The sequence below is a fragment of the Paenibacillus sp. DP01 genome (genome assembly GCF_044784315.1).
GTDB lineage: Bacteria > Bacillota > Bacilli > Paenibacillales > Paenibacillaceae > Paenibacillus > Paenibacillus polymyxa.
In genome coordinates, this window is sequence record NZ_CP173059.1 from 2685199 (window position 1) to 2711602 (window position 26404).

Consider the following 26404-nt stretch of genomic DNA (forward strand, 5'->3'; position numbering starts at 1 on the left):
CTATTCAACTAGCGTGTTTATATCTTTTTATATCCAATAGCGTGTTTATATCTTTTTATATCCAAGCATTTCAGCAGGAGATGTGAAAAAACGTGAAAGGGAATCTGTCGGGTGACTGCCATCATAGACAAGACAAAAAGCGGCTCACCATAGGTTACGAAATTCAAGCGATGAAATGGAGATGCTAAGTAATGAAGAAGTTTTCAAGGGAAAAATGGAAGATAACAAGGGTACTCAGCAAAAATTTTAAAACAAAGCTAATGGTGGCCTTTATTGCCTTTCTGATCATACCATCCATGATTGTGGGGGCTCTTTCGTTTGAGAGCGCTAGTCAGCAGATTCGAAACCAGATCGAAGAAAGTGCCGAGCAGGCTATAATTCGTACTAATTTTATTATTGATAGTACTATTGAACCCAAGCTACATGATGCAGAATATTTTGCAGAAAGACTAAAAGGCAATCGGGTAGAGACCGAGGAACAAGCGGCTAAACTGAAAGAGTTGTTTAAGCAATATGCTGCACTTCACCCAGAAGCAGAATCCATCTATTATGGTACGAAAGACGCTAAACTTACAACCTATCCACCAAAGCAATTACCAGATAATTATGACCCACGTATTAGACCTTGGTATGATGAAGCGATAAAGGGAAATACAAAGACAGCGATTAGTTCACCTTATCTTTCGGCAGACTCAAAGCAGATGACGGTTACGGTGTCGAGAGCAACGACAGATGGATCCGGTGTTATTGGTATTGACCTGAAAATTAGTGGTATTAAAGAGACATTGAACAATATTAAAGTAGGTCATGAAGGTTATGCCATATTGCTGGATAGCAACCATACTTACATTGTTCATCCAACGAAGGCAGCAGGCGCCAAAATTACAGATATTGAATCACGCATGTTTCAGAGCGACACAGGTGAATACGAATATGAATATGAAGGTCAGCCCAAGTATATGAACTATGCGACCAATAAGCTGACAGGCTGGAAGATAGGCGGAACGCTATATTTATCTGAAGTTGATGAAGCAGCTCAGCCGATTTTGTTCAGCACTTTGCTTACTATTGCCGGTTGTCTTGTGATTGGTGTTATTATTGTTTATTTCCTAATCCGTTCCATCATTAAACCGATTTTAAAACTTAAAGAACAGGCGGAAAATGTGAGTGCCGGGGATCTGACACAGGACATTCAAGTCATGAGCAAAGACGAGATTGGAGAATTAGGAGCAGCTTTTCAGAATATGCAGCACAACTTGCGATCCGTTATTCAGAACGTAGGAAACAGTGCGGATCACGTCGCTCTTTCTTCGAATGAGCTGACGATAAGTGCGGAACAAACCAGCGCTGCAAGTGAGCAGGTATCCCAGGCTGTGCAAGAAATTGCTAGCGGTGCGGAGAAGCAGACTACGGGGCTGGAAAATAACTCGGTGGCACTGGATGAAATAGCACATGGAATCACTCGAATCGCTGAACGCTCGACTTCAGTAGCGGATCTGGCCAGACAATCTGCCTTGCAAGCTGAGGAAGGACGAAAATCTGTAGAGCAGACAGGCGAGCAGATGAATTCTATTCACGAGTCAGTAGAGCGTTCCAACCGGATGATTCAAACCTTGCAAGCCCGCTCTCATGAAATTGGAGAAATTACGAAGGTCATTGGCGATATCTCCAATCAGACGAACCTGTTGGCGTTGAATGCAGCTATTGAGGCAGCTAGAGCAGGTGATCATGGTAAAGGCTTTGCCATCGTCGCGGATGAGGTGCGTAAGCTGGCAGAACAGTCTCAGAGTTCTGCCACCCAGATTGCCAACTTGATTGGCGAAATTCAACATGAAACCGAAACTACGGTGGAGACGATGGATAGGGTTACGACTGAGGTGAAGGACGGGCTACAGATTTCCAAAGCGACCATTGTGAAGCTGAATCATGCGATGGAAGGCATTCGAGAGACCACGCCTCAGGTAGAGGAGGTTGCTTCGATAGCCCAGCAAATCTCAGCCAGTGTACAAGAGATTGCAGCGACAGCCAATGAGCTGGCGACGATTGCAACCGGTAATGCCGCTACATCTGAAGAAGTGGCCGCCTCCTCAGAAGAGCAATTGGCTTCCATGGAGGAAATTTCAGCCTCTGCTCAATTGCTTTCCAATATGGCTGCTGATTTGAAGGTGATGATCAGTCGTTTCAAATATTAAAACGAGCTTGAACCTTATGGAATCTATAGTACAATGAATGCTCGGGACAGTTCTTTAAGCCTAATGGCATAAGGAATCTGTCCTGAGTTTTTTTATATTTCCGATACAGCTTCTCGCAACGTATGGGAGATTACAAGGAGGACGAACACTTGGTTCGAGATTTGTTGCTATATACGATCGTGATATTATTATTAGTTTTGATTTTTAAGCGTCAGCTCATTCGTCAGGCGTTCACGGGCGTCTTATACGGGCTGGCAGGAGTTCTGTTCTTATATTTTGGCATAAGTGATGGAACACTGCTGACCTGCGGGTTGGAAATAGGGATTGGTCTATTGTTCATGACTCTGTTTGGGCAGGCTCTAATCCCCGCCAGGTATACAAATGGACAGCGTTCGATTGACAAAAATCATGATCTGCTAACTTTACTTCGAGTTCAACCTGGCTTTACCTTCAGGCTGGAGAAAAGGGGGGATGAATTTTATTATATGCTGCTTGATGGTGAATTGCTGGAGCGCATGGGTCTGAATCTGCAAGTCAATTTCAATAAATGGGAGCGTGTGAAACGTATCGGGGATATTTTGGAGCTTTCCTTTGAAACACTGGAGCAGCTTACCGAATACTACAAACAGGCTTGGTTCGGTGATCGGACCGTATTTGAATTGGAGTTTTGGGAATATTCAGCTTTAATTACCTTGCATCCTGTCAGGGACGAGGGGCTCACCAGATATGTCATCGGTCATGTATTGGATATTACGGAGTATAAAGCTTCCGAGCAGAAAAGAAAGGAGATGAGTGAATCTAACCATGCGAAAAGTATTTTTCTAGCTCATATGAGCCACGAAATTCGAACGCCGCTGAATGGCATCATTGGCCTCTCAAAGCTGTTGAGTAAGACTCAACTGACTGACGTTCAGAATGATTACCTCCATAAGCTGCTCGCCTCCTCGCGTACTCTTTTGTCCATGCTCAATAATGTCTTGGATTTTTCTAAAATGGAGGCCCGTAGGGTAGAACTGGAAAAGGTGGAATTTGAGCTGGAAAACATGCTTCGGCATCTCGCAGATACCGTTGGGATTTTGCTGGAACATAAAAAAGTAGAGATCGTTTTCATAGTGGACCCGAAATTACCTAAAAGGTTCAAGGGAGATCCGCTTCGAATGGAACAGGTGCTTTTAAATCTTCTGACCAACGCCATTAAGTTCACGGACCAGGGACATGTATTGTTACAGGTAAAAATGGTAGGCCAGCAGGACGGACGAGTGAGTGTCTCTTTTATGGTAGAAGATACGGGCATAGGCATTTCCAAGACCGGAATGGACAAGCTATTCGTCCCTTTTACACAAGTGAGTACATCAACCCACAGATATGGGGGTTCCGGGCTGGGTTTGGCTATTAGCAAGCAATTGGCTGAAGCTATGGGCGGTAGCGTAGAAGTGAAAAGCCGTTTAGGAGAGTACAGTCAATTTTACTTTAATGTGGAACTTGAAATAGGGGATTTTAATGCGAGAAGCACACAGCTGGAAAAACCAGTCAACGGCAAAGCCTTAATCATTGCACAGCATGAACTGGTGAGCCACAGCCTGAACGAACTACTGCAAGATTTGGGGCTACAAACACTCACCGTTTCATGCTTACAGGAATATTCAGACGCTTTTCAAAAGGGTGAACATTTTGATTTGGTTATGATTGATATGGGGATGGAAGACTTTAGAGAGCTTGAATCACGCAGGCATTGGCTTCATATACTGGATAAGCAAATGACTCAGGTCATTGGGCTTACAACCGTGTTCCAGTTGGAAGAAGTAGCCGCTGAAGCTACAGGGCAGGGGGTGAATGCCTTTTTGTCTAAGCCAGTAACCCGGAGCGCTCTTCTGGAGGTGCTCCGCTTGAGACCTGAGCAGGAAAAGCCAGTGTCTGTAGATAATCATAGTCTGGAAGCTGTTGCAACAATGGACCTCCAATATGAAGTTGGGATCTCAACACAAAAATATCAAATCCTCATAGCAGAGGATAACGAGATTAGCCAAGTTGTGATCACTGAGTTTTTGGCAGAGCGTGGTTTTGAGGTAACGATAGTCACAAATGGAAGAGAAGTTATAGAATTACTGGAGCGGTGCTCATGGGATATAGTGCTGCTTGATCTGCATATGCCGGAAATGGATGGTTTTGAGACGGCCAGACATATTCGAAGAAACAGAGCTTTTAACAGACTCCCCATTATCGCTTTTACCGCGGATGCTGTGCAGCCTGAGCAGGAGGTTTGTCTACGTGCAGGCATTAATGATGTGCTGCTCAAGCCTGTACATGAATTAACCGCAACAAGAATGTTAAATAGCTGGATTCATTTAGCTTGGCTGCAAGAATTACATGGTATTCACGCGGAGAAAGCGATAGCCGGTATGGATGGCAAGGTGTATATTTTTCAATTTGCCCTACATAAATGGATACAGGAATACCAGTATCTTGATAGAAGAGTTGTGAGAAAAATGGACAATGGTCAGTTATCTTCTGCTCTTCGATTAATTCACTCGCTGAAGGGAGGAACGGGGAATCTGTGCGCGACTGAGCTGCTGGCAAAGGTGATAAAGCTGGAGAAAGCATTGAAGCGCAGCAATGAAACCTCAGGGGGAGAGCTGTATCCAGACTGGAGAGAGCAACTGAGTAGGGTTCAAAAGGAGATTAATCAAATTAAATCATCCATTCCCTGGATCTAGCTGCGTTATTGCATAAATTTGTAACCGATTCCCCAAATGGTCTTAATCAATTGCGGTTTCTTGGGGTCTTTTTCGATCTTTCTACGTAAATGGTTAATATGTACGTCCACTGCCCTCTCATTAATAAAGGAGTCTGTGCCACGGAGAGCCTGAATCAAGGCATATCTACTAAATACAATTCCTCGGTTCGTATAAAAGAGCTTCATTAGCTCAAATTCCGAATAGGTCATCTCTACCATCTGACCATTAACGGTAACCATTCTTCTCGCCAGATCCAAAGTAATGCCTGTTTCAGGTTCAGCTACAGGTGAAATGCCTCTTCCTTGCAAGCGTGTGATTTTGATCCGACGGAAAAGAGCTTCGATCCGTGCTTTGAGCTCTTGCATACTAAAAGGCTTGCAAATATAATCATCTGCTCCCAACGTAAGTGTACGAATGCGCTCTGAAATGTCGTTTTCTGTAGAAATCACGATGATTGGTACGTCCGTATGCTTGCGTATCAGTGGGCAGGGATTCACGCCATCCAAATCTGGAAGCAACAGATCTAGTAAAATAATATCGGGCTGTACCCTATCGAGTCGGGCAATACCCTCAGTCGCTTGTTCCACTCGTGTAACGTCGTAGCCTTCCCCTGTTAAATATAAGGAGAGAGTGTCACCCAGCATATTATCATCTTCAATAATTAAAACATTAGACATGATGTGTTTCCTTATCTATTTTTAAATTTAGCAAGTTCTTTTGATAGAGTAAACTCCTTTGGTCAGTCTGTCAAAAGCTCAGCTTTATTATGGAAATCCAGTCTCCGGACGATCTAGATATATCTATTTGATATGAAAATGTACTATTTTTGAGATTTATTACTATATTACGTCATATTTCATATTTATTTAACAATATACTGCAAGGAAATGTCCTAAAATTACAATAAATTAACAAAAGATCTCAGAAACATGCATTGACTTTAATGAAAATTATGGTATTTTATTACATAGGAGTTGACATCCTCTGACAGACCTCTTAGAAAACCCCACTATTTAATCTTCTATTCATCTTACTCTCAATGTGCATCTCTGTTGTATTCTTTTGTACTCTATATGTTCTTGTGATCGTACTCAAGATTTTATGGTGTGGATATCCCATTGTGAATTCAGACTGTCTACTCATTTTAGATTACATATTTACACTTTTTTTGCTTTCCATGCTTGTATTTTTCAAAAATCAGGTCAGCGGGAGGACGAATATTTATGAACACATTCGAAACACTGGAGTCCAATGTAAGGTCTTATTGCAGGAGTTTTCCAGTTGTTTTCAACAAAGCGAAAAACGATGTTTTGTACACGGAGGCAGGAGAGGGATATATTGACTTTTTCGCCGGTGCAGGGGCTTTAAATTATGGGCACAATAATGACTTTATGAAAAACCGGTTACTAGATTATTTAACCTCCGATCGGATCATGCATGGTCTGGATATGTACACCACGGCCAAGCAAGAGTTTATAGAGTCTTTTTCCGAGCGTATTCTCCGGCCTAAGGGCTTGAATTATAAGCTTCAATTTTGCGGACCGACGGGAACCAATGCGGTGGAAGCAGCACTGAAACTTGCGCGTAAGGTAAAAAAAAGAAATGGTGTTTTTGCTTTTATGGGCGCGTTCCACGGTATGTCGCTCGGTAGTTTATCGATTACCAGCAATAACTCCATGCGAGAGAGCGCAGGAGTCCCACTGAATAATGTTACCTTTATACCTTATAACAGCACATTTAACGGAATGGATACCATTTTGTACATGGAACAGCTTTTAACAGACACTCATTCCGGTGTGGAGAAGCCTGCTGCGATTATTTTGGAAACGATACAGGCTGAAGGCGGTATTAATATTGCAGATAACGAATGGCTGCGTGATTTGCGACAGCTTTGCGATGATCATGATATCTTGCTCATTGCTGACGATATTCAGGTCGGTTGCGGCCGAGTTGGTTCGTTCTTCTCGTTTGAGCGAGCAGGCATTGTGCCTGATATGGTTGTCTTGTCCAAGTCGATCAGTGGATACGGTCTGCCAATGTCCTTGTTGCTGCTTAAGCCAGAACTGGATATTTGGAGTCCTGGTGAACATAACGGCACCTTCCGTGGAAATCAGCTAGCGTTTGTCGGAGCAAAGGCAGCGCTGGAGTTCAGAGACACGGTTGGGTTGGAAGCCCAAGTGAAGGAAAAAGAAGCTTTTGTTCAGCAGTTCTTGCGTGAACATATCCAAACAATGGATCCACTTATTGAAATTCGCGGCTTGGGACTGATCTGGGGAATTGATGTGACCCATCTGGGAGAAGCTTTCGCCAAGGAGGTTGCAACTCTCTGCTTTAGTAAGGGGCTTATTATTGAGCGAGCTGGGCGTAACGATACGGTACTTAAAATTATGCCAGCGTTAACGATAAGTATGGAGAACTTGAGCAAGGGCTGCAATATTATTAAAGAAAGCATGGCTCAGGTAACGAGTAACTTGGTTACGCTGTAAATGTAATTCTATCAGCAAAGCCCCTTGGTTGGAGCCAACGTCTGCTGTAGGGCAAGCAGGTGTGGGCACCTTCCAAGGGGTATTTTGTGTAAATTAAGAAATAACCGCCTGCACGTATTTTTGTGCAGATTGCTCCAACTGCTCATCTGTCAAAACTCCGGCACCATACTGCACGAAATAAGGGAGCAATTTGACACCAATCAGAAGGCCTGTAGCTTCAAAAGGTCTCAACAGCTCTTCGATCGTATATCTGTTTCTTCCGTCATGTTGATAGTTTTCCTCCACGCTGGCAGCAGACAAGGCGATCAACAACTCTTTGCCCTGTAGCTTGTCACCTTCGCTTCCATAAGCCCAGCCGTAGGTTAAAACCTTATCCAGCCATTTTTTCAGCAGGGGAGGACTGCTATACCAGTAAAAAGGGAATTGCAGAACGATACGATCATGCTGCTCTAGCAGTTTTTGCTCATGGGCAACGTTGATTTGCTCATCCGGATATACTTCATACAGGTTGTGAACGGTCACACTGGATTGCTTCTTGAGTTCTTGCATCCATCTTTTGTTAACGCGAGACTCTGCAAGATCAGGGTGAACAACAATAACGAGTGTTGACGTGTAAAACCATCTCCTTAAAGCTTATTTTTCGTAAGTAAATAACCATTCCGCGTGTAACCATTTTAGTTTGCAATCCATAAAATTGTCAACTCTTCTCAATTTTAAGTTTCTACATACAAAAAAACTCCGACAACTATATGCCGGAGTTGCATTAAATGCATTTTTACATTAAGCGATATGGTTAAGAGCAACAATTTTATTTTTACCGGAGCGCTTGGCTTGATACAAATAGTCGTCTGTCTCCTGGAAAAATACATCTTTGTCTTTGTTCATATCCTCGGTATAGCTTTTTAATCCAATGCTTACGGTTACAGAAACGATTTGCATTTTCTCCTGAAAGGTCATTTTCTCCACTTCACGCCGAATGTTCTCTACAATCTGATAAGCTTCCTCAAAAGTATGCTCGAACATCAAAATAGCAAACTCCTCACCGCCATAGCGGGCCGGAATGTCATTTGCTGTAATCTGCTCTGTAATAATTTGCGAGATGCCTTCCAAAATTTTATCTCCAAACTGATGCCCGTAAGTGTCATTGATCTTCTTGAAATTATCAATATCCACTAACGCCAGATGGATGATCGCGCCTTGTTCGGCATATTCCAGTGCTTTTTCATAAAAGTTTTGGAAAGACAAATGATTGTATAGCTTCGTTAAACCATCAGTCATGGACATTTTACTAATAATCGCGTTACTGATCATTAATTCCTGCTGAGCACGCTTTGTTTTGTATAAATCCACTAACAAATCGCGGCCGCTGGCCTGAATAATGAGGGCAATAAAGGTGGACATAATCAAAAATGTCGGAATCGCCACGATATCAAAGTCTGACAAATAGCTGCGGAATGATCCATCTATTGCTAGCAATAGAAAGAAGACGATCACTTGCAATACAAAAGAAAGCCATATTAAGCGACGATTGAAGAACAAGATTGAAGAGAAAATAGGCAACAAGCACAACGCTGGAATAATCCGAATGTCATAGTTAAGGCGAATAATCATCCAACAAATGACGGTGCTTGCCATAAACAGAATCACAAAAGAATACCTGTTAAATTTAAAATGTGCCAGTTCTGCAAGTAAGTTGGATCCACTCATGATTAGTGTGGGAACAATAAGGACCCCAACGTAAAATTCATAAGGCGAAGCGGGATAATCAAGGAATAAGTAGCTGCCCAGCTGGACGATAAAATGTACGGTTATAATCATCCAGTAAAGTAATAACATTTTGCGCACCCAGCGGGCTTGCTTTGTTCTGTAATCCATGGTTTGAGTAAGCCGTTTTGTCTTGTTCATGATGTCACCACACTTAATGTATCTATAGCCATTCTCGTATTATAAGATACTATGTGGTGAAGTTGAAGCTAATTTTTTTGAAGGGCACGAACTCGTTAGCCCAGTAACACTTTTACCTGGTGAATAGTTCCATCTCCTGCAACCGGCAGAATATTATTCGTTAGAACAGTGCCATCTACGGTAACTGTAGCTACACCTTTGGAGACGTGCTGTGGATTCGTGATATGAATCACATAGGTGTCGCCTCGGAAGACACGGGTGACTGTGAATTCTCCCCAGGATTTGGGGATGCACGGATCAATACGCAGGCCGTCCCATTCCGGCTGAATACCGAGGATGGATTGAGTAATAGCTATAAAATTCCAAGCCGCAGTACCCGTTAGCCAGGAATTTTTGGCTTCACCTTCACGAACCGCATCCTTGCCCGCAATCATTTGAGCATACACATATGGCTCGGTACGATGAATGTCGCTGATGTCCTCTAGATAAGCGGGAGCAATTTTGCTATACAGCTCGAAAGCGCGATCACCGCGTCCTATGACAGCTTCTGCCATCATAATCCAGGGGTTATTGTGACAGAAAATACCTGCATTTTCCTTATACCCAGGAGGGTAAGAAGAGATTTCACCCAGATTAATATAGTAGCGGGAATAAGGCGGATGTTGTAGTACAATGCCGTAGGGAGTTTCCAGCCGATCACGTGTAGAGTCGAGAGCTTTATGAGCCAGGCCTTCTTCAATGCCAATTCCTGCCATTACACAGAAGCCTTGAGGCTCTATGAAAATTTGCCCTTCCTCACAATCCTTGCTCCCTATTTTGTTACCATAATGGTCGTACGCACGCAAGAACCATTCCCCGTCAAACCCATGCTCCAATGTGGCTGTCCGCATACGATCCACATGTCCTTGAGCGGTGACTGCTTCTTCATTCAAACCTCTGCGCTTGCAAAGCTCAATAAAATCCGGTCCAGTATACACGAATAGTCCGGCGATAAACACAGATTCGGCTATGCGGCCTTCCAAATTCTGTGTCGTCTGATAGGACTCATCTGGTGTAGCAGAAAAACAGTTGAGATTCAGACAGTCGTTCCAGTCAGCCCGACCAATGAGCGGAAGACCATGCGGACCGAGATTGTCTACAACATGATAAAAAGAACGCTTCAAATGTTCAAACAGCGAAGCGGCACGATCTATATTCCCGTCAAAGGGAACTTGTTCATCCAGTATGCCAAAGTCTCCGGTTTCTTTGATATATGCTGAGGTACCGACAATAAGCCACAGCGGATCGTCGTTAAAGCCACCGCCAACCTCGTGATTTCCTTTTTTGGTTAACGGTTGGTACTGATGATATGCCCCGCCATTTTCAAATTGAGTAGAAGCGATGTCGATAATCCGTTCCCTTGCCCGCTCCGGTATTTGGTGGACGAAGCCGAGCAAGTCTTGATTTGAATCCCGAAAACCCATACCACGTCCAATACCGGATTCAAAATACGAAGCCGAACGTGACATATTGAATGTAACCATACATTGATACGGGTTCCATATGTTCACCATTCGGTTCAGCTTGTCATCGTGACTTTGAAGGGTGTACTTAGACAGCAGATTGTTCCAATAACTTCGCAGCTCACTTAACGCACGGTCCACATCGGTTTCATCCGCAAATTGCGCGATCATAGCATGAGCCTGTTTTTTGTTAATAATACCGGGGGACTCCCATTTTTCTTCCTCTGGGTTTTCCACATATCCGAGTACAAAGTTACAGCTTGTTTCTTCGCCCGGCTCCAGTGTAATCTCAATGCAATGCGATCCGATAGGGGACCAGCCGCTGGCTATCGAGTTAGACGCTTGCCCTGCGGTGATGGTGTGGGGCTGATCCAGTCCGTTGTAGAGACCCAAAAAAGCTTCACGGTCTGTGTCATAGCCCGCCAGCGGACGATTCGCAGAGAAAAAAGCATAATGATTGCGGCGCTCACGGTATTCTGTCTTGTGATAAATGACAGAGTCCTGTATTTCAACTTCGCCTGTGTTCAAGTTACGCTGAAAATTGGTCATATCGTCATAGGCGTTCCACAGGCAGAATTCGACGAATGAAAAGAGTTTGATCTTTTTAGTTTGTAACGATGTGTTCTGAAGCTTGACCTGGTGGACCTCGCCGTCAAAAGATAGGGGCACAAAAGCTAGTTGCGTAGCCCGAATCCCTCTGCGTTCCCCCATAATTGAGGTATATCCAAGTCCATGACGACATTCATACTGCTCCAGGTCCCTTTTAACCGGCATCCAGCCCGGAGTCCAATAATCTCCATCAGCATAAATATAAAAATAGCGACCACCGTTATCGACAGGAATATTGTTGTACCGGTAACGTGTTAAGCGACGTAAGCGAGCATCTCGATAAAATGCATAGCCGCCGCCTGTATTGGAGATGAGTCCAAAAAATCGTTCATTACCTAAATAATTAATCCAGGGATACGGAGTTTGAGGGGTGGTGATGACATATTCTTGGTTGGCATCATCGAAGAAACCATACTTCATGGCGCAGGACTCCTCTCAAATTGGAAAAATAAAAGACCCAACACATGATTATATTCAAACATACAGCAGTTCTTCCTTAAGAAAGACATTTCCTGCTTTATGCAAAATGTGCTTGAATTCGTCAACCCTCTTTTTCGAATTTGCAAAATATTTGAAATGGGTAAATATACCTTTTTGTGCTAAAATAAAAAAGTTAGAATTCCGCAACACAGGAGGTTGCAAGAATGGTACCTATCACATTATTTTTCATCCCATATGCAGGCGGATCGGCATCAGTCAGCTTCAAATGGAAAAAGCTGCTGCTTCCACAGATTAAACTTGTCCCTTTGGAATTGGCGGGCAGAGGTATTCGTTCTGGGGAACCGCTTAAGGATAGTATTGAGGAGATGAGCGAGGATCTGCTGCATCAAATCAGCCATGAGTTAGCCCCTGGTGATTCTTATGCCATATACGGTCACAGCATGGGTACGATGATTGCATTCGAGCTGTATTATAAGCTGGTGGCTGGAGGATATGGCCAGCCGGCTCATCTATTTGTTTCGGGTGGACGGGCACCGCATATCCCAAGAAATCTCCCGTGGTTACATGATCTGCCTGCAGATCAATTCAGAACGCATTTGCAGAGGTATGGGCAACTTTCGGAAGCCATTTTTGACAATCAGGAATTGTATGACTATTTTATGCCAGTATTAAGAGCAGATTTCAAAGCAGTCGAGATGTATAAGTATATGAGCAAAGCCACGCCTTTACATTGCCCTATCACCGCCTTGACAGGACTGACTGATAACACGGTGGCCCTACAAGATGCAGAGGCGTGGGCACAGCATACGGATCAGCAATTTCGTGTGTTTACCTTTGAGGAAGGACACTTCTTTATTCATGATGAAGTAGAACGAATTACAGAAATCATCAATGAGTCCTTGGAGCTGAGTACGGCGATTAGTAGAATACAAAAATAAAAAGAGGTGATTTTTAGTGACAGTAGGTGTATTGGCACATTTGTTTGGCAAGTTGCCTTATCGCGAGTTGGCTGCAAAGGTAGGTGAAGCGGGCTTTACTCATGTTCAGCTCGCTCCGTGGAGAGCGATCAGTGATGTCGATTTTAATAAACCTGGCAAGTTCAATCCGGGATTAGCATTGTCTATCGCTGAGGAATTTCGTAAGTACGGAGTATCCATATCAGTGCTCGGGTGCTATTTGCATTTTTTTGTACAGGATGAGGAATTGTTACGTGAAAATGTAGAGCGTTTCAAAGAGCTGATCCGATACGCAAGTCTGTTAGGAGCACCAATGGTTGCAGCTGAAGTCGGACGCAATGAGGATGGGACCCCTTATTCGGAGCGAGACTGGAGAGTTGTAAAAGAAGTTGTGCGAGAATTAGCAGATGAGGCGGAGAAGTGGGGCGTATTTGTAGGATTAGAGGCTGCTAACGATCATTTGGTCGGAACAGCAGCAGAGCTAGCTACCTTTCTGGAGGAAGTACCGTCTTCACACATTGGTGTTGTGATTGATCCGGGTAATTTGCTAAAAACGGAAAACCTGGCGCGACAGGATGAGATCATCCGCGAAGCTTTTCAGCTGCTAGGACCTCGGATTATCGCAGCACATGCCAAAGACCGACGTTTGTCATCATCAGGTGAGATCGAGACCGTACCGCCGGGTTTTGGTGACATGAACTATGCTCTATATATGGAACTGCTGGAGCAGTACAAGCCAGGGGTCCATATTATTATGGAAGCTGCTCAGGAGCATGAAATGGCTCAATCCAAACGCTATATCGAAGGTCATCGGATCGCGGCTCAGAAAGCACAGCAAGTGCAAATGAAATCATAGACGCGTTCATATTCATCAATAATTCGACCATGATTCAGGAGACTTGGAAGCGCCTACTTTTCCAAGTCTCTGTTTATTTGTTTAGCCTTGTATTACCGCCACAATCACAATGACCCAGCTTGCCAAAAAAGCCAGCCCGCCAATCGGGGTGACGGCTCCAAGCTTTTTCACACCAGACACACTAAGAACATACAGACTGCCGGAAAACAGAAGAATGCCCACCAGCATAACCCAACCTGCGGTTACAATAAGAGAAGAATGGGCAATGTTGCCTGCAAGAACTCCCAGCAGCAACAAACCCAAACCGTGAGCAATTTGATATTGAATTCCTGTCTGGAATATGCTCATCATGTCTGCGGAAAGTCTTTTTTTCAACGCATGCGCCCCGAATGCTCCCAGAGCTACAGCTAAAAACATCACAATACAGCCAAGCAACAGCAACACTTTCATGTTTTAACGCCTCCTTGTGAAATAGTACCGATTCCTATCGATTTCGTCAATTTTCCTTGTGCAACTCTAAACATATAGAATTTTTCGACTCTCATTTGGCGACTAGTGTGGTATATTCTTGCCAGGGCCAATGTGAAGCATTTGGAGCTATGGACAGCGTGTCCTCCACCTTTATAACGGGAAAGTGAGGTGATGGCGCTGTCTTTTTGTGCTGTCGTTTTTTGGAACCAAATTTTGAGTAAAGCCAATATTGATAATGGAGAGGATGAATGCAAAAGTGATCAGTAGAAAATCTGTGTTCAGAAAATCTGTCTCTATGGTCATGTCAGCCATTTTGGTACTTCCGTTAAGCTTGGGTTTATTTCAGGCCGAACCCGACCGTGCATCAGCCGCAACCCCTGAATCAACACGCTTTTTGCAAATGTATAAACAACTGAAGGACCCAGCTAGCGGTTACTTTTCTAAAGAAGGTATCCCTTATCATTCCGTTGAAACACTTATGAGTGAGGCGCCTGACTATGGACACTTAACGACCTCGGAAGCATACAGCTATTGGATGTGGCTAGAAGTTCTCTATGGTCATTATACCGGGGATTGGGGTCATTTGGAATCGGCATGGGACAACATGGAGAAATATATCATTCCTGTTAATGAGGGTGACGGTAAGGAAGAGCAGCCTACAATGAGTAACTATAATCCGAACAGCCCTGCCACTTATGCTGCAGAATATCCACAGCCGGATCAGTACCCAAGCCGTCTGAGTGGTCAGTATGGTGCTGGCAAGGACCCGCTGAACTCTGAGCTGAAGGCAACCTATGGCAACAATCAGACCTACCTGATGCATTGGCTGCTGGATGTAGACAATTGGTACGGTTTTGGCAATCTGCTGAATCCGTCACATACGGCGACCTATGTGAACACCTTCCAGCGCGGGGAACAGGAATCGGTCTGGGAGGCTGTACCGCATCCATCGCAGGATAATCACAAGTTTGGCAAGCCTAATGAAGGCTTCATGAGCCTGTTCACCAAGGAAAATAATGCTCCTGCACAGCAATGGCGCTACACGAATGCCACGGATGCGGACGCACGGGCGGTTCAAGCCATGTACTGGGCAAAAGAACTCGGTTATGACAACCAGGTATATTTGGACAAAGCGAAAAAGATGGGAGACTTCTTGCGTTACGGCATGTACGATAAATACTTCCAGAAAGTAGGGAGCGCTTCCAATGGAAGTCCGATTGCTGGCACGGGCAAGGATGCCAGTCTTTATCTAATGGCATGGTATACGGCTTGGGGCGGCGGACTGGGCCAAAGCGGCAACTGGGCTTGGCGGATTGGTGCCAGCCATGCGCATCAGGGCTACCAGAATGTCGTTGCTGCATATGCATTATCGGATAAGGATAGCGGATTGATCCCAAATTCACCTACGGCAGGACAGGATTGGGCGACCTCGCTCAAGCGCCAATTGGAATTTTACACTTGGCTGCAATCTGATGAGGGGGCCATTGCAGGTGGAGCAACGAATAGCTGGGATGGTGCCTACAAGGCGTATCCATCTGGTACGAGCACTTTTTATGGCATGGCTTATACAGGGGCTCCTGTATATCAAGATCCACCGTCCAACAACTGGTTTGGCATGCAGGCTTGGCCTGTCGAGCGGATAGCGGAGCTGTACTATATTTTGGCCAAGAAAGGTGACACTTCGTCGGAGCAGTTTAAAATGGCTAAACAAGTGACGGAAAACTGGATCGCTTGGTCCAAGAGTTATGTATTTGCCAACGAACGGCCTGTAACTGATGCGCAGGGTTACTATTTGGATGCACAAGGCAAGCGTATTCTGGGTGGCAAAAATCCGAAGGTAGCCACTACAGCGGCTAAAGGTGAGTTCTGGCTGCCGAGCAATCTGGAATGGAGTGGAAAGCCTGAAACCTGGAGCGGATTTGCCAATCATAAAGGAAATGCCAATCTTCATGTCGTAACCAAAAGTCCAGGACAGGATGCAGGAGTGCTGGGCAGTTATGTGAAAGCGCTAACCTTCTTCGCTGCCGGAACAAAAGCTGAAAAAGGAGACTACACCGAGTTAGGCAAGGAAGCCAAAGATCTGTCCAAAGCCTTGCTTGATGCAGCATGGGGCTATAACGACGGCATAGGAATTACAACGAAGGAAGCGCGTGAGGATTATTATCGTTATTTTACTAAAGAAGTATATATCCCGAGCGGATGGAGTGGTAAGACTGGGCAAGGCAACACGATCCCAGGCACAGACGCTACACCGTCTGATCCGTCCAAGGGCGGGAATGGTACGTATTCCAGCTATAGCGACATCCGCCCTAATATCACTAAAGATCCGCAATGGTCCTATCTTAAAGACAAATACACGACTTCATGGAACAAACAGACCAAAAAATGGGATAAAGGTGCGCCAGAATTTACGTATCACCGTTTCTGGTCCCAAGTAGATATGGCAACTGCTTATGCAGAGTATGACCGTCTGATTAATGGTAGTGGACCAGCCGAACCTACAGCTCCCAAAGCTCCGGCAAATGTAAAGGCGAGTGCAGGAGATGCACAAGTTACACTAACCTGGAGCAAAGCGACAGGTGCTGATAGCTACACGGTTAAGCGCTCCACAACCAGTGGTGGCCCGTATACCACGGTAGCAACGGTAACTGACGCCACTTACAAGGATACAGGGGTGGTGAATGAAACCACTTATTATTATGTAACAAGTGCAACAAATTCCTTAGGAACCAGCCCGGATTCTGCTGAGGTCAGCGCCAAGCCAACAGCAGCCCCGATTCCGGCGAAGGGAGATGTAATTGCCCAATACCGTGTGGGCGACACCAACCCGGGAGATAACCAGATTCGACCACTCTTCCGTGTCGTAAACAAGGGTAAAGAGGCTCTTGATCTGAAAAACGTCAAGCTGAGATACTACTATACTGTAGATGGCGATAAGGGGCAGGAGTTTCACTGTGATTATGCACAATTGGGCAGCGGCAATGTTCAGGGACGGTTTGTGAAACTGGATAAGGCCGTAACTGGGGCAGATTATTATTTGGAGATCTCCTTTGGAGCCGGTGCGGGAAGTCTGGCAGCAGGGGAAAACACGGGGGATATTCAGATTCGCATGAACAAGACGGATTGGAGCAACTATAACGAAAGTGACGATTTTTCCTATGATGCAACCAAGACCTCTTATACAGATTGGGACAAAACACCTTTGTATATAAACGACAAACGTGTCTGGGGTCTGGAGCCTTGATTGTGAACTAAATGTTGAGCAAGGCGGGCGGAACGTGAGTGTGTCTGAATTCACTTCCGTCCGTTTTTTTGTGATCAAATTCATGGTACACTAAGAACGTTACATCATTACATATCTGACCGAGGTGACCTAAGACATGAATGACAATTTGGCACAGGCTCTGAATGAGCAAATGAACTTTGAATTTTACTCCGCTCACGTATATCTCGCGATGGCTGCATATTGCTCTAGTGAAAGTCTGGATGGGTTTGCAAACTTCTTCCTGGTACAAGCAGAGGAGGAACGGTTTCATGCCATGAAACTGTATAGATACATTAACGACCGTCGAGGACGCGCTACATTGGCAGCATTACCGGAGCCCAAAAATAGCTACGATTCCATGCTGGACGTATTTGAGCATGGCTACAAGCATGAGCAGCAAAACACACAAAAATTTTATCATTTGGCTGACTTGGCCCTCGATGCACGAGAGCATGCAACGATCCATTTCTTGAAATGGTTTATTGATGAGCAAGTCGAAGAGGAAGCTCTGTTCGATAGTGTTATCCAGAAGCTTAAGCGCATTGAAAGAGACAGCAATGCCTTTTATATGCTGGACAGCGAGTTTGCCAAACGCAGCTTTGTTGCCCCTGCGGAATAACACAGCGTACAGGTTGGTTTGAATGCCCCAGAGTCAGGGACAGCATTCTATTGGTCTAGAAAGTAAAGGAGCCCGGCTTTCGGGCTTTTTTGCTTTTATTTGAATTGCGGACTTTCCAACCCTCAAGGGATATTGTTATTTTAAATGAAGGTATAGAAAAAATTAATTTGTCGCTGAATGGTGAGCATGCTACAGTTATGTTAACTTTCATTTCTGATTAAAAATATAGGATTAGTTGAAAAAAATTATGCACATTATTACAATACTATAGGGAGGCGGGGAACTATGAGCGAGATCTATCGTCTGGCACGTCAAGAGGATGCAGAAAGATTGCAGTATATAACGTATGAGGCGTATGAAACAATTCGGCAGTTGGAGCTTAAATGGCCTGCCGCTCAGGCAGACGTCGCTCTCATTCAAGAAAACATTAAAAATAATGATTGCTATGTGCTGGAAGTCGATGGTGTCATCCAGGCTACCGTTAGTCATTTAAAAAATAGAGCCCTTAATTTTATAACCGATCTTCCGTTTGTGATGTGGTTTGCCGTAGATCCGGCTGCTCAGGGCAAAGGATATGGAAAAAAACTGCTGAACTGGGTAGAACAAACGATTATTCGTGATCAGGTTGGAGCTCCTGCAGTGACATTAGCCACTGCGGAAAAACATCCCTATTTATTATCCATGTACGAGCGTTGGGGATATGAACGTATCCATGCTTTTGACCATGGAACAGGAGACGGGACGATGCATTTACTGCGTAAAGTAGTGAATCCTGAATTATTCTCCACCTACATCCATGAAAAGAATGAAGCCGAGACTGCTAACCGAAATTAGACACGATCACTGGAGAAGCCTGAGTTCACAGCAGAAATTCCAAAATATCGTCAGGCAGGCTGTGCCTGCAGAGGAACTTGGCTTTAATGCGTACGGTACAGAAGAACGATAACAGATATGACCTTCTCTCAAGAAAGCAACCGAAGCAGCGGTGTTTTCGAGTCATTATGACTGAGAGAGGGTTCTTTGAGTTTTGGACAAATTGACAGAGATACATAAAAAGAGTAACGTAATTGTATATTTATTAAATTCATATAAAATTAATCGGATTAATTGAATGTGAAGTTGTACAAATCTACAATATTAAGGAGGAATTTATTTGAGCAACTCGCAATCTGGCACAACCAAACGCCGTATAACAGCTGAGGATTTATATCGATTTCACTGGGTTAGCGATCCAGCTGTTCATCCCACGAGTGGCGAAATTGCTTACGTAGAGCAGTATATTAATAAAGAACGGACAGACTACAACTCGGCTATTTGGCTGTTGCCGTTCGAAGGTAAAACTCCAATACCCTTTACATATGGACCGAAAGATGAAACACCTGTCTGGTCACCGGACGGGTCACAACTTGCTTTTCTCCGTTCGACAGACGGCAAGCGTCAGGTATGGATTATTCCAGCACGCGGGGGGGAAGCTCGACAACTTACGCACGTAGGGAACAATGTTCGTTCATTAGCCTGGTCGCCGGATGGAGCCTACATATCGTTTGTAGCTAAAACTGCTGAGAACCAGTCAACTCCTACATGCGACGCAGGAAAGCAGGAGACACAGCTTGAGGGACGAGTGGTTAATCGAACAAAAGCTAAATCCGACGGCTATGGGCTGTGGGATGATACTCGTGATCACTTGTATGTAACTGATGTGACTTCAGGGCACACGGTTCAATTGACATCCGGCGCTTATGATGTCGCGGAGCCTGTCTGGTCACCGAATGGCCAACAGATTTTATTTGTCGCTAGAATAGCGGAGCATTCCAAAGAGGATACGGATTTACGCAAGCAAAGTGATTTGTTTACGGTAGCTCCTGCGACTTCTAATAGCAATGCGACAGTACCGTTTAAGCTGACTCATTCCGAGCTTCAAATCGAGAGCGCTGCATTCTCTCCCGATGGTACATTGATTGCCTTTTACGGTCATGATCGTCATGCCAAAGGCGCTACTCAGACTCGACTGTATACGGTTCCCTCCAGTGGCGGGACGGCAGTATGTGTTAGTGAGACGCTTGATGCTCACCTCGGTAATGCGGGTATGAGCGACATGCGTTCACATCTTCATGTAGGACCACCACGCTTCAGTGCGGACAGTCAATCCCTGTATACGCTGGTAACCATTGAAGGAAATGTGCACGTATATCAGTTTTCGCTTGATGGAACTTTTAAAATTTTAACCCAAGGAGAACGGGAAATTTACCAATTCGAGTTTACTTCGGATGAGCAGCATATCATTGCTGCTTCCACCAATGTCGCTTTACCAGGCGATTTGTTTCGGATTGCGATCCATTCAGGGACCGAGGAACGGCTAACACGAGTGAATGATGCTCTGCTTGATGAGATTGAGATCAGTGCGCCTGAGAGCTTCTGGACGGAGGTCGAGGATGGTCGACGCGTGCAGGGATGGGTGATGAAGCCTGCTGGTTTTAAGGAGGGGGAGGCTTGTCCTGCCATTTTGGAAATTCACGGCGGTCCCCATGCCATGTATTCCAATTCCTTTTTTCATGAGTTTCAGTTGCTGGCGGCTCGGGGGTATGTAGTCATCTATACGAACCCGGGAGGAAGTCGAGGGTATGGACAGTCTTTTACCAATGTTGTCCTTGGAGATTACGGCGGACGTGATTACACCGATCTACTGAGCGCCGTGGACGAGGCTATACGCAAATTCCCATTCATCGATCCAGAAAGACTGGGTGTCACGGGAGGCAGCTATGGTGGCTTTATGACAAACTGGATTGTCGGGCATACGGATCGTTTCCGCGCAGCTGTGACCCAGCGTTCCATATCTAACTGGCTGTCAATGTATGGGGTGAGTGACATAGGATACTCGTTTACGGAAGATGAAGTTGGCGGGAATCCATGGGATGATTTCGAGCTTTTGTGGAGGCAGTCCCCGTTGGCTTATGTACAGCAAATCAATACACCGCTGCTCATATTACATGGAGAACAGGATCTACGTTGCCCTATTGAGCAGGGAGAGCAGTTGTTTACAGCATTGCGTCGTTTGGGAAAGCCCACCCAATTTGTCCGTTTCCCAGCTTCGAGTCACGAGCTTTCACGTAAAGGGCACCCACAGCTTCGCGTGGAACGACTGCAACGCATTACCGACTGGTTTGTCCAACACAAAATATAAGTCTCATTCGATTTGTAGTGTTTATGGAAAAATGTCAGGTCCTAATCTTAGGACTTGGCATTTTTTAATGTGTCTTATATCCATTCTCTTAACCCCATTTAGTGCTGGTGCTGGGTCACGATTTATGGTTATCATATACGAAGATATTGTTCGTTCATCGCTTCTTGCTTACATTCATATTTAAAAGGAGATATACAATGGCTGAACCCTTAAAAAATATGTACACGGAGGAATTCCTTCGTCTATTCGGTGAAAGAGTACAGGCTGCATACAGTCCGTTCGACATTGACGGATTTATCCATCAAGTTATGGATAAAAAATGGGGAGAACTGGAGCTAAAAGAACGAATACGGCGTATTTCGTTAACATTAGGGGCGTTTTTGCCCAGTAGTTATGAAGAAGCTCTTTCTATATTATTTGCCATTGATGAGTACTGTAGCGGATTTCCGTACTTGTTTTTCCCTGATTTCGTAGAGGTATATGGGCAGGGAGAAGAGCATTGGGACCTGTCCATGAATGCACTGGAGCGATTTACATCAAAATCCTCTGCGGAGTTCGCTGTGAGATCCTTCCTCCTGCGTGAACCAGAACGGATGATGCGGCAGATGATGACCTGGGCGGGACACCCCAGTGAACACGTCCGCCGTCTTGCCAGCGAAGGTTGTCGTCCACGGCTGCCTTGGGGACAGGCGCTGCCTGTCTTCAAACGTGATCCTGCTCCGGTATTGGCTGTATTAGAACTGCTGAAGACCGATCCATCATTGTATGTACGTAAAAGTGTAGCCAACAACCTGAACGATATTGCCAAGGATCATCCCGATATTGTCATCGCAACGGCTCAACGGTGGAAGGGCGCACATCCTGATACCGACTGGATTGTGCGTCATGGCTGTCGATCCCTGATTCGCAAATCCATCCCTGAAGTGATGGCCATGTTCGGCTATGCGGATGATACGGATGGGGTGCCGCTGGTCACAGCAGCCTCTTTCACCACAGACCCTGCCGTATTAAAGATCGGGGATCACAGTGAACTGAGCTATGTGCTTCAGCTTCGAGAAGGTGAACCTGTACGAGTTCGCATCGAATATGGCATCGACTTTGTAAAGGCGAGAGGACAAGTTTCACGCAAACTGTTTTTGCTTTCTGACAAAACGGTTCCTGGAGGAACCCGTCTAACGGGTACACGAACACACCGGTTCGCAGACCTGACAACTCGTCGTCATTATGCGGGAGCGCACCGAATTGTGCTGCTCGTAAACGGGCAGGAAGCGGCTTCTACAGTGGTAGACATTGAGTTGTAGATTACAATAATAGTAAAGAAAAGAGTCTGTATTCAGGCTCTTTCTTTTTGTCGTTTGTTTTACAAATTTTATTTTTTTCCAAATAAATTAATTCTGGTATTAGAACCTGGTACTAAGACGTGTTATACTACATAAAGGAAGTTGCTCTTATCTTATGTATAAAGGGGAAGGTATAACTTGACTGATCAGCAACAATGGCTTGCGCCTGAATATTACAATATGACTTCGGAAATGGAACACCATGAGGCTGGTAAGACCGCACTCAAGTGGTTAAGTGAGACAGGGGAATACGAAGAAATCACCTACGGAGAGCTGTTGAAAAAGGCAAATCGGCTGGCTGGTGGACTTGCAAGTCTGGGATTTAACAAAGGAGATAGAGTTCTGGTCGTAGTACCACGGCGTATTATTGCATATGTCATTTATCTGGCATGCTTGAAGCTGGGGCTTGCTGTCATCCCATCTTCAGAAATGCTGCGGGCCAAGGATATTGCATATCGCCTTCGCCATTCGGAAGCGCGTGCAGTCATTGCCTGGACCGGAGTAACAGGTGAAGTAGATAAAATAAGTGATGATTTGCCTGCTTTGGCTCACCGCATTGTAGTCCCCGGGGACCACACAGCAAATGCACCTGGTTGGCTTGTGCTGGATGAGCTGATGGAAGGACAAGAAGATATTTTTGAAGCTGTGAAGACACACCGTGACGACATGGCCATTCTGGCCTATACTTCGGGTACCACAGGAAATCCTAAAGCTGTTGTACATAGCCATGGCTGGGGATATGCCCATCTGCGGATAACATCACCATGGTTGGACATTCAAGCTTCAGACATAGTATGGGCCACAGCCGCACCTGGCTGGCAAAAATGGATTTGGAGTCCGTTTTTATCGGTACTGGGAAATGGGGCGACTGGATTCGTATATAATGGTTCGTTCCGTCCGGGTCGTTATTTGCAGTTGCTGCAGCAATACGGAGTCCAAGTGTTATGTTGTACGCCAACTGAATATCGAATTATGGCAAAAATGGATGGTTTGGATCAATACGATCTATCCCTATTGCGCAGCGCAGTTTCTGCGGGGGAGCCGCTCAATCAGGAGGTTATCAACAAGTTTCAGGAGCAGTTCAACATTACGATTCGTGATGGCTACGGCCAAACCGAGAGTACGTTAATTATTGGAAATCTAAGAGACACACCTCTGCGCACAGGCTCGATGGGCAAATCCATTGCACCGGGACTTGTTGAGGTCGTAGACGAGGATGGTATTCCGCTGGCTCCAGGGCAAGTGGGCGATATTGCAGTGCGTGCTGATCTGCCGGCATTGTTTCATACGTATTATCATGATCCAGAACGCAAATTAGCTAGTGTGCATGGAGATTATTTTGTTACAGGAGACCGGGCTCGAAAGGACGAGGATGGATATTTTTGGTTTGAAGGACGCGGTGATGATATCATTATCAGTTCTGGATATACCATTGGTCCTTTTGAAGTAGAAGAAGCGCTGATGAAGCATGATTCTGTGCAGGAATGTGCAGCGGTAGCCAGCCCGGATGAAATCCGTGGACATGTTGTGAAAGCTTTCATCGTGCTCAAAGCCGGGGTAGAAGGATCACCGGAGTTAGTAAAGGAACTGCAACATCATGTGAAAACATGGACGGCACCTTACAAATATCCACGAAAAATAGAATTTATTCAGGAACTCCCTAAAACCAGCTCAGGAAAAATACGGAGAGTGGAGCTGCGTGATTTGGAGAAGCAATCTGCACTGTAGTGATGAAGCCATTCAATATTATTAAAACGAAACAGGAGCGTGGAAAAATGAGTACATTTGAATCATTGTTGGAGCAATACGCAGAACTGGTCGTAAGAGTAGGGGTCAACATTCAGCCAGGACAGGCGTTGTTGGTAACTGCACCACTGGAAACTGTTGAGTTTACACGCCTGATTGTCAGCAAAGCCTATGAAGCAGGCGCTAAATATGTGCAAGTAGAGTTTGAGGACGATTCCATTACACGCAGTCGTTTTGAACATGGTGACGAAGCCAGCTTTGATTACTACCCTGCTTGGAAGGCAGACATGATGGAGAAATTCGCCGAAGAGGGTGGAGCTACGCTAACGATTAAAGTGCCGAACCCGGATTTATATCAAGGTATTGACCCGGAACACGTTTCACGCGCAACAAAGGCGGCGGCTACGGCGAGAGAAGGTTATGCTCACTATACGCGGAATGCTAAGATTAGCTGGTGCCTGATTAAAGCGCCGACGAAGGCTTGGGCAGATAAAGTATTTGCCGATATAGCAGAAGAGGACCGAATTCGTGTCATGTGGGATACGATTTTCCAAATGAATCGTGTAGACGGCTCCGATCCAATTCAAAATTGGCAGGGACATTTAAACAATCTCGAACAGCTACAAAACAAGCTGAATCATAAAAACTATAAAAGCCTCCATTATCGTGCACCAGGAACAGATTTGAAAATTGAATTGGCCGAAAGACATATTTGGCGTGGTGGTGGCGGCGAAAACGCCCAAGGAATTTATACTGTGGCAAATATGCCGACAGAAGAAGTGTTCACAATGCCTAAGCGTACAGGTGTCAATGGCCACATCACAAGTACCATGCCGCTTAATTTAAATGGGCAACTGGTAGATCGCATTACGTTTACCTTTAAGGACGGTAAGGTCACCGAATATACAGCAGAATCCGGCGAGCAGCATCTCACTCATTTGCTCGCTACAGATGAAGGGGCCTGCTATCTGGGAGAAGTTGCCCTGGTGCCGCACGATTCACCGATTTCCAATCTCAATCGCATCTTTTATAATACAGGTATCGACGAAAATGCCTCCTGTCACTTGGCCCTAGGCAGTGCGTATCCATTTAATATCGAAAATGGGACACAAATGAACCGGGAGGAGTTACTCCAGAACGGTGCCAATGTCAGCCTGACTCATGTTGACTTTATGATCGGCTCAGCCGAGCTGGATATTGATGGTGAACTGCAAGACGGAAGCACAGAGGCTGTGTTCCGTAAAGGAAATTGGGCAATTTAGTTTAGTCTTTTCTTAATCTCACTTCACTCAACCCGCAAACGACCTGATTCGTTTTGCGGGTTTTTTCATAGCCTAATTCTCATATCTTTACTTGTTTTGTGAAATGTAAAGTGCTAAGCTAAGTTCAAACAATAATTTAAACATTGTTTTAAATATCGTTTTAATTTTTGCTTAAATTGTTGTTTTGCTTAAAGTAGTCCGTTTCATTTGTCCTTTAGGATTAAACTAAACAGGAGGAGGAAAAAGATGAGTCACCCAGACAAAAAACAACAGACCAAAGAAAAAATTCTACAGTCTACGCTGGAGTTTATCCAAAAGAAAGGTTTCGAGGCGGTTACAATCCGAAAAATTGCTGACCTGTCTGGTACTAATATTTCTCTAGTTAATTATTATTTTGGCTCCAAAGAAAATTTGCTCAGCGAAGCTATTGAAGTGATCCTAAACAGCTTTCAGCACACATTTTCTGTTTTGGACAATACAGCGATGTCCCCGCAAGATAGACTGAAACAATTTTTACTTAACTATTTACAGGTCATTCGCCAATATCCAGAGCTACTGTCACGAATTATTGTGATGGGCAGCACGCCCTTTACATCTCAACAGGAATACGGAAGATTTTTAAACATAATGGGGTTTCCAAAGGTCCAGAACACAATCAAGGAGCTAACAGGTGAGCAACAGCCAGAGCGGTTGTTAGCTATGATGCTGCAAATATTCGGAGCCATTTTTCTGCCTGCACTGATGAGTCCGATTCTTGAATCTGGAGCAGTTGTGGAAATGCCTACAATAGAGGAACAATTAAACCTGCTGTTTGAAAGATATTTTGATCAAAAATAAA

The 26404-nt window shown here is 44.9% G+C and carries 18 protein-coding genes; 13 read left to right on the forward strand and 5 right to left on the reverse strand.

What is annotated here, in order from left to right; all coding sequences use genetic code 11:
• The first annotated feature begins 191 nt into the window (after positions 1 to 191).
• Positions 192 to 2192 (forward strand): methyl-accepting chemotaxis protein, encoded by a 2001-nt coding sequence (locus ACH59B_RS11960; RefSeq protein WP_404303839.1) that lies wholly within the window; start codon positions 192 to 194, stop codon positions 2190 to 2192.
• A gap of 149 nt (positions 2193 to 2341) precedes the next feature.
• Positions 2342 to 4906, forward strand: a complete 2565-nt coding sequence (locus tag ACH59B_RS11965) for a response regulator (protein WP_404303841.1) — start codon at positions 2342 to 2344, stop codon at positions 4904 to 4906.
• A 5-nt stretch (positions 4907 to 4911) separates the two neighbouring features.
• On the opposite strand, the gene ACH59B_RS11970 is transcribed toward ACH59B_RS11965, so the two are convergent.
• Complete coding sequence (locus ACH59B_RS11970) at positions 4912 to 5604, reverse strand: response regulator transcription factor (RefSeq protein ID WP_045245179.1); 693 nt, start codon at positions 5602 to 5604, stop codon at positions 4912 to 4914.
• A gap of 546 nt (positions 5605 to 6150) precedes the next feature.
• Here ACH59B_RS11970 and ectB point away from each other — a divergent pair.
• On the forward strand, positions 6151 to 7413 hold the full coding sequence (ectB, locus tag ACH59B_RS11975; RefSeq protein WP_017428553.1) for a diaminobutyrate--2-oxoglutarate transaminase: 1263 nt from the start codon (positions 6151 to 6153) through the stop codon (positions 7411 to 7413).
• A gap of 93 nt (positions 7414 to 7506) precedes the next feature.
• Here ectB and ACH59B_RS11980 read toward each other — a convergent pair whose 3' ends face one another.
• The 3 genes from ACH59B_RS11980 to ACH59B_RS11990 form a co-directional block, all read right to left on the reverse strand.
• The gene (locus ACH59B_RS11980) at positions 7507 to 8010 is read right to left on the reverse strand and encodes an NAD(P)H-dependent oxidoreductase (protein ID WP_404303953.1); all 504 of its coding nucleotides are present in this window, start codon (positions 8008 to 8010) and stop codon (positions 7507 to 7509) included.
• A 183-nt stretch (positions 8011 to 8193) separates the two neighbouring features.
• Complete coding sequence (locus ACH59B_RS11985) at positions 8194 to 9318, reverse strand: GGDEF domain-containing protein (RefSeq protein WP_017428555.1); 1125 nt, start codon at positions 9316 to 9318, stop codon at positions 8194 to 8196.
• A gap of 95 nt (positions 9319 to 9413) precedes the next feature.
• Positions 9414 to 11849 carry a GH36-type glycosyl hydrolase domain-containing protein gene (locus tag ACH59B_RS11990; RefSeq protein ID WP_318301100.1) on the reverse strand — a complete coding sequence of 812 codons (2436 nt, stop codon included), beginning with the start codon at positions 11847 to 11849 and terminating at the stop codon, positions 9414 to 9416.
• Between the two features lie 224 nt (positions 11850 to 12073).
• On the opposite strand from ACH59B_RS11990, the gene ACH59B_RS11995 reads away from it, so the two are divergent.
• Positions 12074 to 12808 carry a thioesterase II family protein gene (locus ACH59B_RS11995; protein ID WP_404303844.1) on the forward strand — a complete coding sequence of 245 codons (735 nt, stop codon included), beginning with the start codon at positions 12074 to 12076 and terminating at the stop codon, positions 12806 to 12808.
• 16 nt (positions 12809 to 12824) lie between these two features.
• Positions 12825 to 13682 (forward strand): sugar phosphate isomerase/epimerase, encoded by an 858-nt coding sequence (locus ACH59B_RS12000; protein ID WP_290410490.1) that lies wholly within the window; start codon positions 12825 to 12827, stop codon positions 13680 to 13682.
• An 81-nt stretch (positions 13683 to 13763) separates the two neighbouring features.
• On the opposite strand, the gene ACH59B_RS12005 is transcribed toward ACH59B_RS12000, so the two are convergent.
• Positions 13764 to 14132: a DUF423 domain-containing protein gene (locus ACH59B_RS12005; protein WP_045245174.1), complete on the reverse strand. Its 369-nt coding sequence runs from the start codon at positions 14130 to 14132 to the stop codon at positions 13764 to 13766.
• A gap of 277 nt (positions 14133 to 14409) precedes the next feature.
• On the opposite strand from ACH59B_RS12005, the gene ACH59B_RS12010 reads away from it, so the two are divergent.
• The 8 genes from ACH59B_RS12010 to ACH59B_RS12045 all read left to right on the forward strand — a co-directional run bounded on the left by ACH59B_RS12010 (position 14410) and on the right by ACH59B_RS12045 (position 26403).
• Positions 14410 to 17397: a glycoside hydrolase family 48 protein gene (locus ACH59B_RS12010; RefSeq protein WP_123797186.1), complete on the forward strand. Its 2988-nt coding sequence runs from the start codon at positions 14410 to 14412 to the stop codon at positions 17395 to 17397.
• Positions 17398 to 17533: 136 nt separating this feature from the next.
• Positions 17534 to 18037: a ferritin gene (locus tag ACH59B_RS12015; protein WP_013371107.1), complete on the forward strand. Its 504-nt coding sequence runs from the start codon at positions 17534 to 17536 to the stop codon at positions 18035 to 18037.
• Positions 18038 to 18322: 285 nt separating this feature from the next.
• Positions 18323 to 18871 (forward strand): GNAT family N-acetyltransferase, encoded by a 549-nt coding sequence (locus ACH59B_RS12020; RefSeq protein WP_031463500.1) that lies wholly within the window; start codon positions 18323 to 18325, stop codon positions 18869 to 18871.
• A 319-nt stretch (positions 18872 to 19190) separates the two neighbouring features.
• Complete coding sequence (locus tag ACH59B_RS12025; protein WP_045245173.1) at positions 19191 to 21218, forward strand: S9 family peptidase; 2028 nt, start codon at positions 19191 to 19193, stop codon at positions 21216 to 21218.
• Positions 21219 to 21415: 197 nt separating this feature from the next.
• Positions 21416 to 22519, forward strand: coding sequence for a hypothetical protein (locus ACH59B_RS12030; protein ID WP_016819034.1), 1104 nt, complete (start codon positions 21416 to 21418; stop codon positions 22517 to 22519).
• Positions 22520 to 22696: 177 nt separating this feature from the next.
• Complete coding sequence (locus ACH59B_RS12035) at positions 22697 to 24286, forward strand: acyl-CoA synthetase (RefSeq protein ID WP_016819035.1); 1590 nt, start codon at positions 22697 to 22699, stop codon at positions 24284 to 24286.
• Positions 24287 to 24333: 47 nt separating this feature from the next.
• Complete coding sequence (locus ACH59B_RS12040) at positions 24334 to 25566, forward strand: aminopeptidase (protein WP_029514312.1); 1233 nt, start codon at positions 24334 to 24336, stop codon at positions 25564 to 25566.
• Between the two features lie 246 nt (positions 25567 to 25812).
• The gene (locus ACH59B_RS12045; protein ID WP_285695538.1) at positions 25813 to 26403 is read left to right on the forward strand and encodes a TetR/AcrR family transcriptional regulator; all 591 of its coding nucleotides are present in this window, start codon (positions 25813 to 25815) and stop codon (positions 26401 to 26403) included.
• Position 26404: the final 1 nt, after the last annotated feature.

Bases quoted from the DNA above. Each gene is read 5' to 3' on its own strand.
- ACH59B_RS12020 (WP_031463500.1), top strand. From the start codon at position 18,323: ATGAGCGAGATCTATCGTCTGGCACGTCAAGAGGATGCAGAAAGATTG.
- ACH59B_RS11970 (WP_045245179.1), bottom strand. From the start codon at position 5,604: ATGTCTAATGTTTTAATTATTGAAGATGATAATATGCTGGGTGACACT.
- ACH59B_RS11990 (WP_318301100.1), bottom strand. From the start codon at position 11,849: ATGAAGTATGGTTTCTTCGATGATGCCAACCAAGAATATGTCATCACC.
- ACH59B_RS12045 (WP_285695538.1), top strand. From the start codon at position 25,813: ATGAGTCACCCAGACAAAAAACAACAGACCAAAGAAAAAATTCTACAG.
- ACH59B_RS12015 (WP_013371107.1), top strand. From the start codon at position 17,534: ATGAATGACAATTTGGCACAGGCTCTGAATGAGCAAATGAACTTTGAA.
- ACH59B_RS12005 (WP_045245174.1), bottom strand. From the start codon at position 14,132: ATGAAAGTGTTGCTGTTGCTTGGCTGTATTGTGATGTTTTTAGCTGTA.
- ACH59B_RS11985 (WP_017428555.1), bottom strand. From the start codon at position 9,318: ATGAACAAGACAAAACGGCTTACTCAAACCATGGATTACAGAACAAAG.
- ACH59B_RS12030 (WP_016819034.1), top strand. From the start codon at position 21,416: ATGGCTGAACCCTTAAAAAATATGTACACGGAGGAATTCCTTCGTCTA.
- ACH59B_RS12040 (WP_029514312.1), top strand. From the start codon at position 24,334: ATGAGTACATTTGAATCATTGTTGGAGCAATACGCAGAACTGGTCGTA.
- ectB (WP_017428553.1), top strand. From the start codon at position 6,151: ATGAACACATTCGAAACACTGGAGTCCAATGTAAGGTCTTATTGCAGG.
- ACH59B_RS11995 (WP_404303844.1), top strand. From the start codon at position 12,074: ATGGTACCTATCACATTATTTTTCATCCCATATGCAGGCGGATCGGCA.
- ACH59B_RS11960 (WP_404303839.1), top strand. From the start codon at position 192: ATGAAGAAGTTTTCAAGGGAAAAATGGAAGATAACAAGGGTACTCAGC.